Source organism: Fibrobacter sp. UWB10 (assembly GCF_900182935.1).
Lineage (GTDB): Bacteria > Fibrobacterota > Fibrobacteria > Fibrobacterales > Fibrobacteraceae > Fibrobacter > Fibrobacter succinogenes_O.
The window spans coordinates 17,886-35,414 of the sequence record NZ_FXUE01000004.1; the positions used below are offsets into that span (position 1 = coordinate 17,886).

14 protein-coding genes are annotated in these 17,529 nt (G+C 47.7%); 13 read left to right on the plus strand and 1 reads right to left on the minus strand.

All coding sequences use genetic code 11. The features are described 5' to 3' along the window. Nucleotides 1-58: 58 nt before the first annotated feature. Together QOL41_RS10440 and QOL41_RS10445 are read left to right on the plus strand one after the other, a co-directional pair. Nucleotides 59-931, plus strand: coding sequence for a coiled-coil domain-containing protein (locus QOL41_RS10440; protein WP_283429707.1), 873 nt, complete (start codon nucleotides 59-61; stop codon nucleotides 929-931). 43 nt (nucleotides 932-974) lie between these two features. Continuing rightward, the gene (locus QOL41_RS10445) at nucleotides 975-1,289 is read left to right on the plus strand and encodes a hypothetical protein (protein WP_283429708.1); all 315 of its coding nucleotides are present in this window, start codon (nucleotides 975-977) and stop codon (nucleotides 1,287-1,289) included. 70 nt (nucleotides 1,290-1,359) lie between these two features. Here the strand turns inward: QOL41_RS10445 and QOL41_RS10450 are convergent, their stop codons facing one another. Further along, the gene (locus tag QOL41_RS10450) at nucleotides 1,360-2,244 is read right to left on the minus strand and encodes an FISUMP domain-containing protein (RefSeq protein ID WP_283429709.1); all 885 of its coding nucleotides are present in this window, start codon (nucleotides 2,242-2,244) and stop codon (nucleotides 1,360-1,362) included. A 53-nt stretch (nucleotides 2,245-2,297) separates the two neighbouring features. On the opposite strand from QOL41_RS10450, the gene QOL41_RS10455 reads away from it, so the two are divergent. The 11 genes from QOL41_RS10455 (at nucleotide 2,298) to glgA (ending at nucleotide 17,529) form a co-directional block, all read left to right on the plus strand. Continuing rightward, nucleotides 2,298-2,705: an NADH-quinone oxidoreductase subunit A gene (locus tag QOL41_RS10455; RefSeq protein WP_283429710.1), complete on the plus strand. Its 408-nt coding sequence runs from the start codon at nucleotides 2,298-2,300 to the stop codon at nucleotides 2,703-2,705. 81 nt (nucleotides 2,706-2,786) lie between these two features. Then, the gene (gene argA / locus QOL41_RS10460) at nucleotides 2,787-4,145 is read left to right on the plus strand and encodes an amino-acid N-acetyltransferase (protein ID WP_173653680.1); all 1,359 of its coding nucleotides are present in this window, start codon (nucleotides 2,787-2,789) and stop codon (nucleotides 4,143-4,145) included. Between the two features lie 133 nt (nucleotides 4,146-4,278). Next, nucleotides 4,279-6,033: a hypothetical protein gene (locus QOL41_RS10465; protein ID WP_283429711.1), complete on the plus strand. Its 1,755-nt coding sequence runs from the start codon at nucleotides 4,279-4,281 to the stop codon at nucleotides 6,031-6,033. Nucleotides 6,034-6,046: 13 nt separating this feature from the next. Beyond that, entirely contained in the window at nucleotides 6,047-8,794 is a 2,748-nt protein-coding gene (locus tag QOL41_RS10470; protein WP_283429712.1) for a hypothetical protein, read from the plus strand. Nucleotides 8,795-8,821: 27 nt separating this feature from the next. After that, nucleotides 8,822-9,412: a nitroreductase gene (locus QOL41_RS10475; RefSeq protein ID WP_349362404.1), complete on the plus strand. Its 591-nt coding sequence runs from the start codon at nucleotides 8,822-8,824 to the stop codon at nucleotides 9,410-9,412. A 27-nt stretch (nucleotides 9,413-9,439) separates the two neighbouring features. Beyond that, complete coding sequence (locus QOL41_RS10480) at nucleotides 9,440-9,931, plus strand: hypothetical protein (protein ID WP_283429714.1); 492 nt, start codon at nucleotides 9,440-9,442, stop codon at nucleotides 9,929-9,931. A 131-nt stretch (nucleotides 9,932-10,062) separates the two neighbouring features. Further along, nucleotides 10,063-11,544: a glycoside hydrolase family 5 protein gene (locus QOL41_RS10485; RefSeq protein WP_283429715.1), complete on the plus strand. Its 1,482-nt coding sequence runs from the start codon at nucleotides 10,063-10,065 to the stop codon at nucleotides 11,542-11,544. 145 nt (nucleotides 11,545-11,689) lie between these two features. After that, nucleotides 11,690-13,798, plus strand: a complete 2,109-nt coding sequence (locus tag QOL41_RS10490; RefSeq protein WP_283429716.1) for an InlB B-repeat-containing protein — start codon at nucleotides 11,690-11,692, stop codon at nucleotides 13,796-13,798. A 19-nt stretch (nucleotides 13,799-13,817) separates the two neighbouring features. Further along, complete coding sequence (gene folE, locus QOL41_RS10495) at nucleotides 13,818-14,387, plus strand: GTP cyclohydrolase I FolE (RefSeq protein ID WP_073055254.1); 570 nt, start codon at nucleotides 13,818-13,820, stop codon at nucleotides 14,385-14,387. A 309-nt stretch (nucleotides 14,388-14,696) separates the two neighbouring features. Next, nucleotides 14,697-16,043: a poly(ethylene terephthalate) hydrolase family protein gene (locus QOL41_RS10500; protein ID WP_283429717.1), complete on the plus strand. Its 1,347-nt coding sequence runs from the start codon at nucleotides 14,697-14,699 to the stop codon at nucleotides 16,041-16,043. A gap of 256 nt (nucleotides 16,044-16,299) precedes the next feature. Next, nucleotides 16,300-17,529 (plus strand): glycogen synthase, encoded by a 1,230-nt coding sequence (gene glgA, locus QOL41_RS10505; RefSeq protein WP_283429718.1) that lies wholly within the window; start codon nucleotides 16,300-16,302, stop codon nucleotides 17,527-17,529.

The window sequence follows — 17,529 nt, forward strand, 5'->3', positions numbered from 1 at the left end:
AAAAAATTTAGTTATCTTAATATTGTTAAAGTTCTAAAACTCATTAGACGGAGCAGAAATGAATTTAGAAAAAATGAGTGTTTTATCTCAAAAAATTGAGGGTGTCTTGGGAACGGTCCGAGCCCTCAAAGAAGAAAATGCAAAAATCAAGCGTGATTTATCTCAGGTCCAGGCTTTGGCGCAAGACAAGACCCTGTTGCTTGAATCGGCCAAGCACGACCTTGCTGATTGCAAGGCTGCCCTTGATGCCCGTGCAAATCAGGCAAAAGCCCAGCAGGATATGCTGAACAAGCAGGCTTCCGAAATCGAAGTGCTTAACGAAAAGACGGTAGTGCTTGGTCAGCAGTTGGTCGAAAAGGATGGCTGCATCGAAAGTTTGGAATCCAAGATTCGTGATCTTACGAACAGTCAGGATATGTTGACTGGCCAGATTAACGAAAGGGCCGAAACGGTAAATGCGCTCAACACCCAGGTGGCCGAAAAGGATGCGACCATTGCAAAGCTGATGGAACAGCTTTCCGAAAAGAGTGCTTTGGTCGATAGCCTGAACGAACAGCTGCAGGCCCAGAACGAAGAAATTGCAGAAGCCCAGGAAAAGTTCAACCAGCTGGTTGCAACTATCGAAAGCGAACTGGGTACAGACATTGCCCTGGACAGTGGTGATTCCGCCCCTGCTGCCGAAGAACCGGTTGCTGAGGAATCGACTGAAGAACCGGCAACTTCCGACGAAGATCTCGTATTCGAAGACGTGACTGCGGAAAATTCGGAAGCCGAAGAATCTGTGGAAGAACCTCAGGTAGACGAATCTGTTTCGCAGGAACAGGAATCCGAAGAGGATGTTCCGTCGATTGAAGTTCATGGGGCCGATGAAAAAGACAACGATTTGTTCGCGAGCAAGCAGGAGGGCTCGCAGACAAGTTTTTTCGGATAAGGATGCTGATGGACGATGATCCATTCGGCGTAGGGATAAAATAATGGCTAGTATCGAACCTTTGAAATCGGTAACCATTTCCGTTGCCCAGGAAAGCATTCAGATTCGCACCGACTTGCCCGATGCGGAACTGAATGACATTGTGGAAAACATCAACCAGCGTTTTGATCGCTCGGCAAAGTTCCAGATGGACAACCGTAAGCGCATGGCTTTGCTTGCCGTGGAGCTTATGTCCGAAATCATGGAACTCCGCAAGCAACTGGGTCGCGCGAAAATCTATTACGACTCGATGGAAAAGGAAGTCCAGAACCTCTCGCTCTTGTTGGACGAAGGCATGGGCAATGTCGATCGGCTTTAATAAGCCTTAAAAAGTGTAAAAGAAAACCCGAGCTTCAAAGCCCGGGTTTTTCTATTGGTTAAAGCTGGAGTTAATTTGCCTTGACGCAGCGTACGTTGAATGCGCGGTCTGCTGCGGAAGTCAGTTCTTCGAGTTTCTTTTCGGAATAGTCCTCGACGCGCCAGGCGTTGTTTTCGCCATCGCTTTCAAGCCAGAGGTAGCCCTGTTCGGAGTCGAGACCGTATTGGGGCTTTTCGCCAGTGTCAAGCTTGAATCTTCCGCCGACGGTCCACCATGTGTGGCCTACGGCCTCGTTGGCTGCGACAACTTCAGCCGGAGTCGGGAGTCTCCATTCACCGGGGCACGCCCTTTGGGCGGCGGCGTAGGTGTAGAATCCGCCATAGGTTGCGCAAACGTCTTTTTCGCCGGCTTCACAGTAAAGTCCCGAGCTGGTCTTGTACTTGATGTTTTCGGCCATCCAGAGCTTGCCGGCAACGGTTTGCAACTTGTAGGTGTTGCCGTCGCGGTTGTCCGTCATGGCATTGCCGGAAATGGTCGGCGGATCCTGAGCTTCGACGGACATGCCGATATCGATGGTCAGAGCCGAAGAAGACGAGGCAATTACAGGCGGATTTGCTCTGCATTCATCGGTCCAGCAGAATGCCGGAGAACTGCTAGAATACGGAACAACGACTGAATCGATGCCTTTGCGAATAAAGACTTGTTTAGTCAATGTATCATGCTTTACTTCACCGGACGAGGGAGTCGGGTTCGGGGTAGCATTGCCAATGGAGGAAGAGCTTGTTTCAGGAGAAATTGCAGCCGACGAAGGAACCGAGTTCGGATTGCTTGCAGAAGAAGGCATAGGTTCTTCGCCAAGAGATCCTCCCGGGGTCAAGATATCGCTATCGGACGAACACCCCCAGAATAAGCACACCACACCCACACATCCCAAAAATGTAGTGATCTTTTTCATGCCTGTAAATATAGTTTACATTTTGGGACTTAACGAGAAAAAAGATTTTTACTATGTTTGTCGTCACTATGACGAACGTAGAAATCTTTGATACCACTTTTGCGATGACCATCCTCGTGGTTCTTGCACTCGTTGTTCCTACTGCCCTTTTGTTGGCAAACTGGTTCTTGCACCCGGGCAAAATCAAGGGGACTTCGATCAAAGGTACGTCTTACGAATGCGGTGTCGCACACGTTTCCGGTACTTCGGGCGAACGCTATCCCGTGAAGTATTACATGGTCGCCATGTTGTTCTTGGTCTTTGACCTTGAAGTGGCGTTCCTCTATCCCTGGACCGTTCAATTCCTCAAGGGCGGCTGGGACTTGCTGTTCGTGTTGCTCGGATTCCTCGTGATTCTAGAAGCAGGCTATATCTACCTGGTCAAGAAGGGAATCCTCAACTGGACTCGAATCCAAGACTAAGATTCGAGAAAAGAATATTCTATCTCAACTAAACGAACGCGGTCCTACGGGGCCGCGTTTGTTTTTTCTACTTTATTAACCATGAATAACGCAACGCCTGACTTTAATTCGCAACATTTTGAAGTTGCCGGTTTCATTCGTGAAGTGTTCGGTTATATGGAACGCTTCAAGGGCCAGCTGTTTGTGCTGAAAATCGAGGATGACTTGATGAGTCACCCCCTTTTCCCGGTGCTTATGCGCGATATTGCGCTTTTGCATAAGGCGGGAATCCGCATTATTATCGTGCCGGGTACGCGTAACAGCATCGATGCTCAGCTCAAGGCGTGGGAATTGGAATCCACGTTCCATGCCGGTGTGCGTCTTACAAGTGAAGAAGCCTTGCCCCACATTGAGCAGGCTTCTCTCGGCGTTGCACAGCATATCATGAGCCACCTTACGGCAAGCGGCCTTAGGGGCATTCAGGGCAACTGGGTGCTGGCTCGTAGCATGGGTGTTATCGACGGTGTCGACTACATGCGCACCGGCCGTATCGAACGTATCCAGCGCGATATCCTGGAACAGCTTTTGGAAGAAAAGTTCGTGCCGATTATTCCGCCGATTGGTTGGAACAAGCTCGGGCACGCTTACAATATCAGTTCTACCGAACTTGCGACGGAACTTTGCAAGTACATGAAGGTCGGAAAGCTCTTCTTTATCGGTAACCAGAACGGTATCAAGCTCGAAGGCCTTGTAACAGGCCGGAACACTAAGTACCTGGAACCCACGGATTCGGGCGTTATTTCGGCTATGGATGTGGACCAGGCAAAGGAATTGTTGGAACTCAATTCCGACCAGCTTGACTTTGCACAGATGGATTACTTGATGAACGCCATTCGGGCTTGCGAAGCGGGTGCGAACCGTGTCCACTTGCTGAGCGGTGAATTCCAGGGCAGCGTGCTGCAAGAAGTGTTCAGTGCCCGCGGTGACGGTACCATGGTGTACGCCAACCAGTACTCCAGTATCAGGCCCGCAAACATCGAAGACATTCCCGATATTCTGCGCATTATGCAGGACTACATCGACAAGGGATTCTTGGTGCCACGTACGCAGGAAAGCATTTCTGAAAAGCTCAACGATTATGTTGTCTATAGCATCGACAACAGCATTCACGGCTGTGGTGCCTTGCACGCATTCGAAGACGGTATGGCCGAAGTCGCTGGCATTGCAGTGGGCGCAAACTACCGCAAGTCGGGTATCGGCGACGCCATCGTGCGCCACTTGATTTCTGTTGGCCGCATGAAGGGTTATAAGAAATTGTTCTTGCTGACTACGCAGGCTCTCGATTGGTTCTACCACTTCGGATTCGAAGATGGTACGGTCAGCGATTTGCCCAAGAGCAAGCGCGACCATTACAACCAGAAACGGAAATCCCGTATCTTGATACTGCCGCTTGACAAGTAACCCCGGGTAAAACCCGCGGGGGCTTGGCCAGTTATCTAGCGAAAAAGGCTGTTTGTCGGTGAATTGAATTCTAAAGAATCGTTTTATGGTTAATTTATGTAAATTCTAACCATATTTTAGGAATGGAGAACTTATGTCTGCTTTGCATAAGATAATAATGTCGTCTTTAGTGTTACTTTGCCTTGTGGCATGTTCCGAAGACGAAAGCAGCGAAGAGGTTTTGTTTCGTTTAGATGAAAACGGGGTTGTTTTTTCTCCGACGGATATGTCTGGGGGCACGCGTTACTTGCCTTCGATGAAGGCGGATCGATTCCGCATTGTTCGGGTTGACAATAAATTGAATCCGCTTGATTCATTTGACGTGCCGGCTGATCATGAAGATTGGTATCCGAACTCGTTCTCGGTTGGCACGCGGGATTATGAATTCCCGTATGTGAAAATCGTAACCGTTTTCCCGCTGGATGGAGATGATGAAATGGAATTTCCCCAGTATTACCGTATCGAAAAATACAATAATGGCATAGAGCTGCATATTTATGGTGCCTTAATTTCTGGCCGTGTTGAAACTTTGGTTCAAAAAGAAAAATATAGCTTGAACGATGCTATTGAAAAGGCTTACGGGGAACTTAAAAAAACGCTTGGGATAGACATTGATTTTCCTGAAAACAGAAGTTTTTATCAAGGTAAAAAAGATTCTTACTATAGTGACTATGTGGAGCTGCGTGATTTGTTCCCGTACGTTCTTTGTCGTCATGAAATTTCGGACAGCCTTTTCTACAGTGATTTTATGGAATTGCGAGATTCCTTTGCAAAAGACGGAACACTTGATGATTCTATAAAAGTGCGTGCGGCTGATTCTTGGCTTGCCACGTTCCTGTTGCCATCTGGTACTATGGAATGGTATGATTTTGAAAGCGTTAACCGTGATACGTCTTCCGGGTTAACAGATATTGATACGGCCTTTTTTAATTGGGCATACGAATTGAACCGCTCCTGGAATCAAAAGGACTCCATAGAAATAAAAACTGAACTTAGCCGTTATAATGGACGGATGTTTGTTTATGAAAGCTACAGTGGTGGATGGCGCTTGCAGACTGCTATTGAAGATACGCTTGGTACTTGCTTGTATTATGGTTGGAACTTTGCGGAACATGATGGCGCCGCTTATTTGTGTCGGTATCAATCATTTTATTGGGAAAAGCTAAGCAACATCGATTCTGTATTGAATCATAAATATACAGAGTGCCAAAGGGATTATTGGTCTTATGGCTCGCTCGGTTATTTTAACGACACGATGTATGTTTGCGACTGTGATGATTCTGATAAGTGCGGATGGTCTGTAGTGAATAAGGACTTTAAAGGAACGGTACTTGATACGCCGACAGTCAATATTTTGGCGACACTTCGTTATGGCGACTGCAGAGAACTTGTTGACGCGAAAGAGGTGATGGATGACAGCATCATGGTGAGGTGCTATGGGAATAGGTGGCTCAAGGTGGATACTTTGTCGTATTATATGGGGATTTGTAATAACGGTTCTAACGAAATGGAATATGCTCAGATGCCCAATGGGGACTACTATAAATGCAGAACCTATGGCGGAAAAGAATGGGAACCCTCTACATACCCTGAAGCGAAAGGTCATATGTGCGATTGGTATACTCCCAATTACTACGAAAAAAACGATGATAAATATTTTTATTGCAAAAATAATTGGGTTGAAGTTCCAGTAGATAGCGTCATTAGGCCTGTTGTGGACGAAGAACCGTGCGATTCTGCGCATTTAGATGAAGCCAAAATCTATGATGACGAAATTTTTATCTGTGATATGTATGAAAAATCAGGCAAAAAACTGTATTACTGGATGAAGTCGAAAGAAAATGATTAACGAATTGCGTAAAATGAGAATACTTGTGTTGCTGCTTGCCTTGTTGTGGTTTGCAGCGTGTTCCGATGACGACGGCAGCGTTGTACTCCGTTTAGATGAAAACGGTTACGTTTTTTCGCCGACAAAATTGGAGGGTTCTGTGGAATACCTGCCATCCATGAAGCCCGAGGCGATGCGTGTCATAGAACTGGATGAAAAACTGAATCCGATTGATTCGTTTGAAGTTTCGCTGAAAAAGAATTCGGATACAGATTTCTTTGTGGAAAGTCGCGATTATGAATATCCGTATGTGAAAATTGTGACGGTGTTTTCTGTCGGGAATAAGAAAATGGAATTTGCGCAATATGTACACCTGTCCAATGACAATTCGAGATTAAGGCTGAATATCTATGGAGCTTTGGCCGCTGATCGAATCGAATATCTTGTCAAGAACAAGAAAAAAAGTTTCAATCAAGCAGAAAATCAAGCTTTAGAAGAATTGGGTAAGGTGTTCGACATAGAACTAGACGATGTCAATGAAAGAAGATATAATGGCTTCAGTTATTATGGAGAGCAGTTACAGGATCTCTTGCCGTATGTTTATTGCCGCCATGAAATTTCGGACAGCTTGTTCTATGAGAATTTCAATAAATTCAATAGTATGTTTGCTGAAAAAGGTATGATTGATTCGGCATGGGTCTTGGAAGCGGCTGATGCATGGCTTTCTACTTTTGAAATTCTTGCAGACTCGGCCGATTACCTTTTCAAAAGCGTTTCGAAAGATACTGTAAATTACTTGTATTGGATGGATGAAAAGTTTTTCAGTCGCGCGTATGGAATAGATTTGACGAGCGGGTATACAAAAGAAGTTGTCAACACGAATAGGGCTAGTGCTTTTTACGGCAGGACATTCGTGTATACTAGTCATGTTAAATACGGTAGCAGGCAAAGTAAGTGGCGCCTGTTGTCAGTCTTGGAAGATTCCTTGGGGATGTGCGAACATCAGAGTAGCTATTATAGCACCAAATCTATTCAGCGAAACGATACGATTTATACGTGCCGGCCTGAATCCCATATATGGGAGGTGATTACCGAGCGTGATTCCCTGTTCAATCACCAATATGGCGAGTGTTCAAGGGATCAAAACAATGGTCGGGCCATGTACGTTCATGATTCCTTGTTTGTTTGTGAATGCGAAGACAGCAAATGTGCTTGGAGCGATAAGTATGTAGAAAAAGTATTTCTGGAAAGCGATACGATGTATGCCAAGGTTTTAGACGCCAAGGCTACGGCACGATTTGGTAAATGTGCGTACGGAAACTTTGGCGATATGCTAAAGTTGGATAGCTTGTTTGTGGAATGTTCTGGTAATAGGTGGAACCCGATTGATTCACTGCTGTATTACTTGGGGCATTGTTCTAGTGTCAATTACAAGGGCGAACATAATGGCTCGTATTATTCTTGCCAAGGTACATGGTCCAATATTGACGATACCACATGGCGGGAAATTTATCCTCCCGAATATTATAACGATAAATGCGACTTGAATCGCATCGTGGAATACGACAGCTCATATTACATTTGTGAACAGCTAAAATGTGAAGGAGACGGCTGCTTTGCCTTTAGAACCTGGCGCAAGCTAGAAGACGCCGAATTGATTCCGCCGGTTTTGAATAAGGATACCTGCGGAAGTCCTCAAGAGAATTTGAAGATTGTCTATGACGATGTGTTCTACGAATGTAAAGATGGAAAGTGGGAAACGGTTCCTGAAGATTCTTTGTTACCTCCTGAAAAAGATGGCGTGGTTTGCGATGATTCCTTGGGCGGCGCCGTCAAAAAGTATGGTTCGTATTATTACACCTGCAAAGAGTACCAATGGAAGGCTTTAAGTGTCAAAGAATCACTGCCTTATCTATATCGTGACAGTTTAGGTTCTTGTGATACAATCTCGAATAAACTGTTGCTCTGGGATAAAGACCGTGGGGGATTCTTTGGCTGTACTCTGAGGGATAGCATTTATAAATGGGATGAGATAAGCGTCGGAACAGATCCTTATACGTTGCCGAAAAAATTGGTTGTTTCAAAACTTGCGGGAAACACATTGGGTGATTCCACTTATGAAGCGACGGTAGACGGGGTTGTTTATCACTTTAATATCAGGAAAATGACCTATACGCAGCCGTTCTATAATTTGATTTTGAGTCAGGTAGATTTTGGTGGAAAAAGCTATGCAGCGTATTCGTATGGAGGCCGATTGTTCCTGCATGGGGAACGTGGAAAAGATTCGCTCATGCTAAGTTCTATTGAAAACCCGAGTGCATCTTTCACTGATTTTTATGCGAATTGGAAAAAACGGATAGTTGCAACTTGGCGAGGTTCTACCCCGGATGCAGAGGTGCCGGATTCAAGCGTGTCAGTACTTATGTACAGCAAAGATACGTACATGACTTATGAACAGGCGAAAGCATTCTGTCCTAAAGGATTCCATATTCCGAGTGAAATGGAATTTGAAAAAGGCTTTAGATATGGAACAAGTTATTTGGATTTGCGAAATGACTCGCCGATTAGATGGTATTTTAAAGGGTCTAACTTTGATAGCTCCACTTCTAATGAAATCTATGCCGATATTTTCTGGACAAGTACCGAAAAAGATACAGACACGCAATATTGCTATGAAACGACCATAAGGACTGTTACAATGGATGTTAAGGGTACAGGTGTTGTGGAATGTCCCAAAGATTTGTACCCGATGGTACAGGCGATGTGCGTGATGGATGATTGATTTGTATTTTTTTAACGAGGTTTGATGATGAATACTCTCGAAGCTATCAAAACACGCCGTAGTACCCGCAAGTTCAAGGCGCAACCTGTAGAACTTGAAAAATTGCAGACCATCGTTGAGGCTGGCCGTTTCGGACCCACCGGCGGTAACGCGCAGACGAATCACTTCTTCGTGATTTCGGATGCTGCAGTGATTGCAAAGCTCAAGGAACTCGTGCAGTCCGCTTTTGCTGCGATGGAACTCCGCGAAGACCTTTACAAGAGTCTTAAGAATTCGATTACGCTTGCTCGCAAGGGCAACTATTCTTTCTGCTATACCGCGCCTGTATTGATTGTGGTTGCAAACAAGAAGGAATACGGCAATAATATGGCCGATGTCGCCTGCGCTGTCGAAAACATGATGCTTGCCGCGAACGAACTCGACCTTGGCAGTTGCTACATCAACCAGCTCAAGTGGCTGAACGAAGACCCGACGCTCCTCGAATACCTGCGCTCCCTCGGCCTTAAAGGAGACGAACGTGTGTATGCCTCGGTCGCCATTGGCTATGCCGACACAGAATCCGGCCTCCCGAACCGCACGGAATCTCCGCGCATCGGAAACGAAGTCGTATTTGTGTAGCAGTCTAATTTACGCAGAGATTGAAATATGTCAGAACAAATTTTAACTCGCGAATCTTTAATTGATTTTTTCGGTGAACAGGAATACGAAAAGCTTTGCCGCCATGAGGCGGGCCACGCTTTGATTGCGATTCTGTTCAAGCGCCCCATCGATTACGTTAAAATCAACAATTCCAAAGAAAAGCCGAGCGTCACGCGCATGCTGGGGAACTCGCTCGAAGGTTCCGCCCACATTGCGATTGCGGGACACATGTCGGATTTCTTGTTTCGCAAGAATTTCGCCTGTGACCTCGACACCGTCATGAAGGAACTCCCGATGGAACTTTACCGGAGCGATCCGGACTACCAGAGCTTCCAGGCGTCTTGCTATTATTACCAGCTTTCCGAAGCGAATGTCGTTGAGCAGGTGTATAACTTGATGATGGCCTGCCGAAAACCGCTTACCGCGATTGCAACCGCCCTAAACGAAAAGACGAATTTGAGCAATGCGGACCTTGTCGCGATTATGAGCGCGAAGTAACTGGCTTGTGCCGATTTGATAAATCGTCCACGCTTTTTCCGGCGTGGATTTTTGTTTTTCCTGCGACAGGATGTATATTTTAGCTGGGTTGTTTAAATAAGGGTTGCATGCGCTTCCCTAAAGGGTTGTTTATGCTTAAAAGCATTCTACGGACTGCGGCAGTGGCCGCTTCCTTCTCTATGGTTTCGTTATCGGCGGGGGTTTCGCCGGTGCAGGCCGAAACGCTTCCGACTGCAAACGAGATGTTTGCGAAAATGGGATTTGGCATTAACATCGGTAACACGATGGAAGTGCCGGGGAATCCGACCGGTTGGGGCAACAAGTTCCCGACCGAAGCATACATCGACTCGGTCAAGGCGGCGGGCTTTAGCACCATTCGCATTCCTTGCGCTTGGGATAGCCATGCGACAAATGGCGTGATTAATGAAAGCTGGATGGACTCGGTACAGACGGTCGTGGACATGTGCATGCGCGCAGGACTTGTGACTGTCTTGAACATTCACTGGGATGGCGGCTGGCTTGAAGGCAATTTGAGCGACGACAAGAAAGACGAAGTGAATGCAAAGCAGAAGGCTTACTGGACACAGATTGCAAACCGCTTCAAGAATTACAACGAAAACTTGCTTTTCGCGAGTGCGAATGAACCTGCGACTACCGACGACAATTACAAACACGAAACTGAAATCCTCATGACGTACCACCAGACGTTTGTGGATGCTGTGCGCGCCACCGGTGGCAACAATGCTAGCCGCACGCTTGTGATTCAGGGACCGTCGACAAGTGTGGACCGCACCTGCGAAGTCATGCCAGTTTCTAAGCTTCCGAAAGATGTGATTGCGGACCGCTTGATGGTCGAGGTGCATTACTACGATCCGTACACCTACACGCTAATGAACGATGTTGCTGATTGGGGCGCTCAAGTTTATCCGCAGTATTACTGGGGTACAGAAGATTTGGCGACCGGTGACGACATCATTCACAATTGCGGCTATAACGCTTGGGCGGGCGCGATGGGCGACCCTTGTACAGGTGACCGCATGGATGACCAGTTTGGTAAAATGAAGACGAATTTTGTCGACAAGGGTGTACCTGTTTTAATCGGTGAATTCGGCGCGAATGACCGTGTGGGAGTTTTGACTGGTGACAAGTACGCTAAGCACCGCAAAGGTCGCCTCGCGTATTATGACTACCTAATGAATTCTGCCTTCAAGCACAAGGTGGTGCCTGTCGCTTGGGATACGGGCCACGAAGGCGAAAACAACATGACGATTATCCGCAGGCAATCGGAACCGGATGGTTCTATATTCGATTTGGAAATTTTGAACATCATGCGTCACGCTTATGGACTTGCCGACTATGAGAACAACGGAATCACGCATGTCGAAGACTTTGCGGGCCCGACAAAGATTGCCGAGGCCAAGCCGTTGGTCGCAAATATGGGTCAAATTGTCCGTGTGGAAGATCGCCTCGAAGCGGATGGCGATATTACTTTGTTTGACATGAATGGAGGCCTTGTTCGCCGCGCTGCGAATAACCTTTCGCTGGAAGGATTACCGTTTGGCATTTATTTTGCTAAGTGCAAGGGCAACTTGACTAAGGTAAATGTTAGATAACATAACTTTGTAAAATTACGTTTAAGGTTAAGGTAAAATCCAGGTTCTATGAGAATCTGGATTTTTTTGATATATATTCACTCTGTCACTTAGAGTGATGAAGAGAAAAATGTTTCGTTCAGTTTACGCAGTGTTAGGGTCCTTAATGCTGTTAGTCGCAGTGTCGGCTAACGCCTACACGATTAATTATAATCTGAACGGTGGCGTCAATCATCCTGAAAATCCTGAGAGCTACGACGAGGCTGCGGGCCGTTTCGATTTGAAGGCCCCCTCGCGAGATGGGTATTCTTTTTTGGGGTGGTACATTGAATTTTCTGAAGGCGTGGATGTTCCGCCTAACATGTACTATGGAGAATATCAAGATTATTCCATGTATGTGCTTGCAAACTATCTCGGCAGCTTTAGCGTGTATGCCAGATGGGGGCTCATTCCGCAAACGCCCAAGCAAGATGAACGCGGTTGCTACTTGATTTATACCGCCGAAGAACTTTACGGCATTGCGACTGTTTCGATTGCCGATTCTACGGCGTTCTCCAAAAAAGACGATTACAAATTTGAAGGTTGCGTTTCTCTCCAGAACGATATCGTAGTGAACGAGAATCTTTTGGATTCCACCGGAAACTTGTCTAGGGAAGATTATGTCTGGTGGATTCCTTTAAAGTTCAAGGGAACTTTTGAAGGCAATGGCTTCAAGATTTCTGGCTTGCGCGGTAGCGATGGCTTTTTTGTAACGCTGGGTGACGAAAACGATGTGTGGGGCAAGAGTGTCACGGTCGTAAGAAACTTGGGCATTACGGATTCCTATTTCTCGGGCGGTGATGCTGGTGGAATCGTGGGCAAGGTTGTTGGCCTTGTCCAAATGACGAATGTTTATGCCGATGTCTCTGTTCAAGGCTTGCGCTCTACAGTCGCAAGTGCTGCTCCGACTGCCGATAGCGTGCAGTTTGAAATTCATTATGTGCTGAACGGTGGCGAAAACAGCGAACTGAATCCGGCGGGATATGTCAAGGGCGATTCTGCCATTGTTCTTGCCGACCCGCAAAAAGAAAACGATGAATTCGAAGGTTGGTTCTTGGACGAAGACTTTACGCAAAAAATCGATACGATCAAGACGGAGCATTTTGGCGATTGGACTCTCTATGCAAAATGGAAAAGCTACTTCGTAATCGATGTCGAAATGAATGGCGGCCAGTTCTACAATGGTGAAAGTTTCTACAAACCGCATGTTGTCAAGTGGTCGGCTGATTCTTCGGCGTATGTGCTTGGTAAAGCTTACTGGTCTGGCTTTGAATTTGCGGGCTGGTTTGCGGATTCCTTATTCGAAACTGAGATTGCCGAAATCCCCGCGGGCAACACCGAAGACCTTACGGTTTACGCCAAGTGGAATACGACGGAATATACCATCACGTACCACATGAACGGTGGCGAAAACAGCCTGGAAAACTTGACTGCGTTCAATGCCGCCGATGTCGGTTTTGAATTCAAGGCTCCCTCTCGCGACGGTGCAAAATTCTACCGCTGGACTCCGGAAAAACTCAGCTACTATTCGGCGGTTCAGTTGACGGAAAAGAAAAGCGTCGATCTGTTTGCGGAATGGACTCCGGCACCGCAAAAGCCTGAACAGGATACAGCAGGCTGCTATCACCTAAAGAATAAAGAAGAACTCTATTGGTTTGCGGGCCTTGTCAACGGCACCTTGGATAGCATCGAGCGCGATCCCAAGGCATGCGCCTCGCTTGACTCCGACATTGTCATCAACGAAAATATATGGCAAGATTCTGCGCTGAATCTTGACGACTCGCTGACCTATTTTGTATGGGATGCCATTTGGGATTACGAAGGAACTTTCCTGGGTAACGGGCATTCCATTACGGGCTTGCTTGCGAATAGCAGCTGTGGCGATGAGCACATGTTTGCCGGAATGTTCTGCAATGTAAGCAATTACAAGAATGTCGTGAACGTCAAGGTGAACGGCTCGTACGTCCAAGAATTTGGCTACATCGACAACTTCGTCATTACCGGCGGTACCATGCCTGTGCAGCCGACGCTTCAGGGCGAATGGCGTGCCGTGGTGGGTGGCAAGAGCGTGAGCCTGTTCGGGCTTGCTCCGGGTAAGATGCTTTTCGTGTACGACCTGCAGGGTCGCTTGCTCCGCCGCGAAAGAACGGAACCGACGATGCTTATGGACTTTATGGATGCAGGCAAGTTCTTGATTCGCTACGGAAACGAAACTCGCGCTGTCACGATCCGCTGATTTTGCTATCTTTGGCCCCATGATGGATTTTAAGAAAATGGAAGACGGCTTCCGGATGATTCTGGAAGGCATGGGCGAAAACCCGAACCGCGAAGGTCTTATCGATACGCCTAAACGTGTCGCGAAGATGTATGCCGAACTCATGACGGGCCTTTCTGGCGAAATGCGTGCCGAAGATATTCTCAAGACGCGCTTTCATGAAAAGTACGATGAAATGATTATCGTGCCGGACATTGAGTTTGCAAGCATGTGCGAACACCATTTTCTTCCGTTCACGGGTAAGGCTCATGTGGCCTACATTCCGGGTGATTGCGTGGTCGGTCTTTCCAAGATTCCGCGCGTGGTGGAATTCTATGCACGTTTCCCGCAGATTCAGGAGCGCATGACGCGTCAGATTGCAGAGCTCATTCAGAAAGAACTGAACCCGAAGGGTGTCGCGGTTGTTTTGGAAGCATCTCACATGTGCATGACGATGCGTGGTGTCAAAAAACCGGGTGCGACCATGGTGACCACACAGCTTTTGGGTCGATTCAAGACTGATGAAAAAACTCGCGCTGAATTCATGTCTAGAATTTACGCTCCTAGGTAAACGTTCTTTCAAAAAACGTGTTAATATTTTTCTGGTTTTAGTCCCCCGCTCTGGTCGGGGGCTTTTATTTTTTTTCAAAATAAGCTAAATGGGGTAGCCGGCGTGTGTAAGAATAACCTTATCCATTATGGATAAATTACATATAAATTAGAACGCGAAAATCTTGCTTTTTAAGCTAATTTCGCCATTTTTGGCTCCTTTTGACTATGGACTTATTGTCCATGGAAACTCGTTTCGGACTGTTTTTTTCGCTTGTTTTTCAAGGTATCTTTAGAATGGTGTTAAGGGAAAGGTATAAAAGGAGTCACAATGAAATCGAAATATTTCAAGAATTTGGCGAAGGGGCTCGTTTTTGCTAGCGCTGCTCTCGCTTTGGTCAACTGTAACGAATCTACCACTGCGGCAGATGAAGGTGGCAACGAACCGACCCCAATTGCAGTTGAAGATCCTACAAATCCTTCTGATCCGACTCAAACCGTAACGGATCCTACCCAAAATCCGGCTGACCCGTCTCAGACCGTGACTGACCCTGCACAGCAGGGATCTAATCAGGGAACAGATCCTTCGCAGACTGTTACCGATCCGGCTCAACAGGGAACTGACCCCACTCAGCCCGCAGACACGACTGCCCAGGTGATTCCCCCCGAAGAACTTTGTTTGTCATCTAGCTTGCCCGATGCTTGTGGACCAGGAACGAATCCGCTTCCGACCAGCAGCGCAACAGTTGATCCCGTTGCAAGCAGTGCATCTGCAGAACCTGCTCAGTCCAGCTCCAGCGAATCCGTTAAGCCGGCCTCTAGCTCTAGCGAAGCAGTCAAGCCCGCCAGCTCTTCTAGCGAACAGGTTGTGTCTTCTTCTAGCGCAGCTCCCAAGGGCGTCTTCCTTGCCAGCGGTAAGGAAGAAGAAAAGGACCAGATGCAGGTCGAATACAAGACGAATACCGGTTGGGATCGCGGTGGCATTCTTGCTTATCCGAAGCAGCTTTCTAATGACCAGAAGCACGCCGTCGTGGTGTGGGGCCCGGGTGGTGGTACTGAACCGGGTGCTTACGAAGGCATGATTCGCCGCCTTGCCTCTCACGGCTTTGTGGTGATTGCTCTTAAGGAATCTCCGGGTGATGCTTCTCAGGCCATCAAGGCCCTCGACTGGATGGACCAGCAGAATAAGGATTCCAATAGCCCGCTTTACAACAAGCTTGATTTGAACACTGTCGGATGCTCTGGCCACTCCATGGGCGGCCTTGAATCTGAACAGGCTGTCATTAAGGACAAGCGCGTGCTTACCGCATTCCTGAACAACAGCGGCGACTGGAATGGTAACGGTGCGAACAAGGTTCCGACCGATCGCTCCATTGCAATCCTTTACGGCGAAGTTGGTATGGAAAAGGACAACGCCAAGAATGACTATAACAACCAGGGCGTTCGCGCTCCTGCCTGCCTTATCGAAATGAATGGCGGTCCGAGAAACAGTGAAGGTGGCTATGGCCACGGTTCCGGTTCTTGGGACGGCATGGCTGCAACGGTTGCCTGGATGCGCTGGCATCTCGGTGGTGAAACCGAACGCAAGGCTGACTTTGTTGGCTCTAGCGGCAAGTATATCAATGGCAGCATCATCGGTAAGCAGGGTCATTGGAAAACCCAGTGCAAGAATTTCTAAGAAACTCCACACTCACTCCTTACACTCCGTCCGAATGGGCGGGGTGTTTTTTATTGACGAAGTCAATTCAAAACGCGGCGCCTCGGTCATGGGCAAGCGAGCTTGCCCGCGACTCTCGGCTTGGGTGTTTTTGCTATTAAGAAAGCTCGGGGGCGAAACCCCAAAATTTTTAAAAGAATACGCATACATTTTTCTTATGGGTTTGTCCGGTGGACAAAACAAAGCTATCTTAATGCAGTAAACGGAGTTTAGTTCCATGAACGCAGCAATTTTGACGAATGAGTTCCCGCCGGAAATTTATGGCGGTGCAGGTATTCACGTAAAGTTCCTTACGCAGGAACTTGCAAAGCTTTGTCATGTGGAAGCACGTTGCTTTGGCGTGCAAGACGAAGACAAGGATAATATCCGTGCTTTGGGTTTTTCTCGCAAGTTAGGTTTGAACCCGCACGATGATCGTTTCCAGAAGATTTTCAAGCCGCTCGACATTAACCTCCAGTGGGCGGCCGCGCTCGACAATATCGACGTCATTCATTGTCATACATGGTATAGTCATTTTGGCGGCGTGCTCGCTAGCCGTCTTTTGCAGTGCCCGCTAATTCTCACGACGCATTCGCTTGAACCGCACCGTCCGTGGAAGGCCGAACAGTTGGGCGATGGTGGCTATGCTATGAGTTGCTGGATTGAACGCACCGCTTATGAAGCGGCCGACGGCGTGATTGCCGTGAGCCAGGGCATGAAGCGTGACGTGATGAAACTCTACGGTGTTCCCGAAGATCGCGTGAAGGTGATTTACAATGGTATTGATCCAGACTTTTATGCTCCGACTTTCGACGAAAGCATCCTCACCAAGTGGGGTGTCGACCCGAAGCGTCCGTTTGTTCTGTTCGTGGGTCGTATTACGCGCCAGAAGGGCATTAGCCAGCTGATTCAGGCAATCCCGCAAATCGACAAGAGCGCTCAGGTGGTGCTTTGCGCCGGTGCTCCGGATACTATCGAACTGGCTGACGAATGCAAGGCTCTCATCGAAGAAGTCCAGAAGACCCGCGATGGTGTGGTTTGGATTCAGGAAGCCGTTCCGCACGAAGAACTTCGCGTGCTCTACAGCCATGCGACCGTGTTTGCAACACCGTCCCTCTATGAACCGTTCGGCATCATCAACCTCGAAGCCATGAGCTGCGGTACGCCGGTGGTGGGTTCTGCTGTCGGTGGCATTCCCGAAATCATCGTGGACGGTGAAACTGGCTTCTTGGTTCCGCTCAAGGCCAAGTCCGAAACGGATTTCGAACCGGCTGACCCGAAGGCCTTCCAGACCGACTTCGCGAACAAGCTCAACAAGATTCTCGGAAACCCGGAACTGGCGAAGAAGATGGGCGATGTCAGCCGCAAGCGCGCGATTGACGTGTTCAGCTGGAAATCGATTGCCAAGCAGACCTTTGACTTCTATCAGGAATGTATCGACCGCTACAAGCGCGAAGGCAAGCGATAG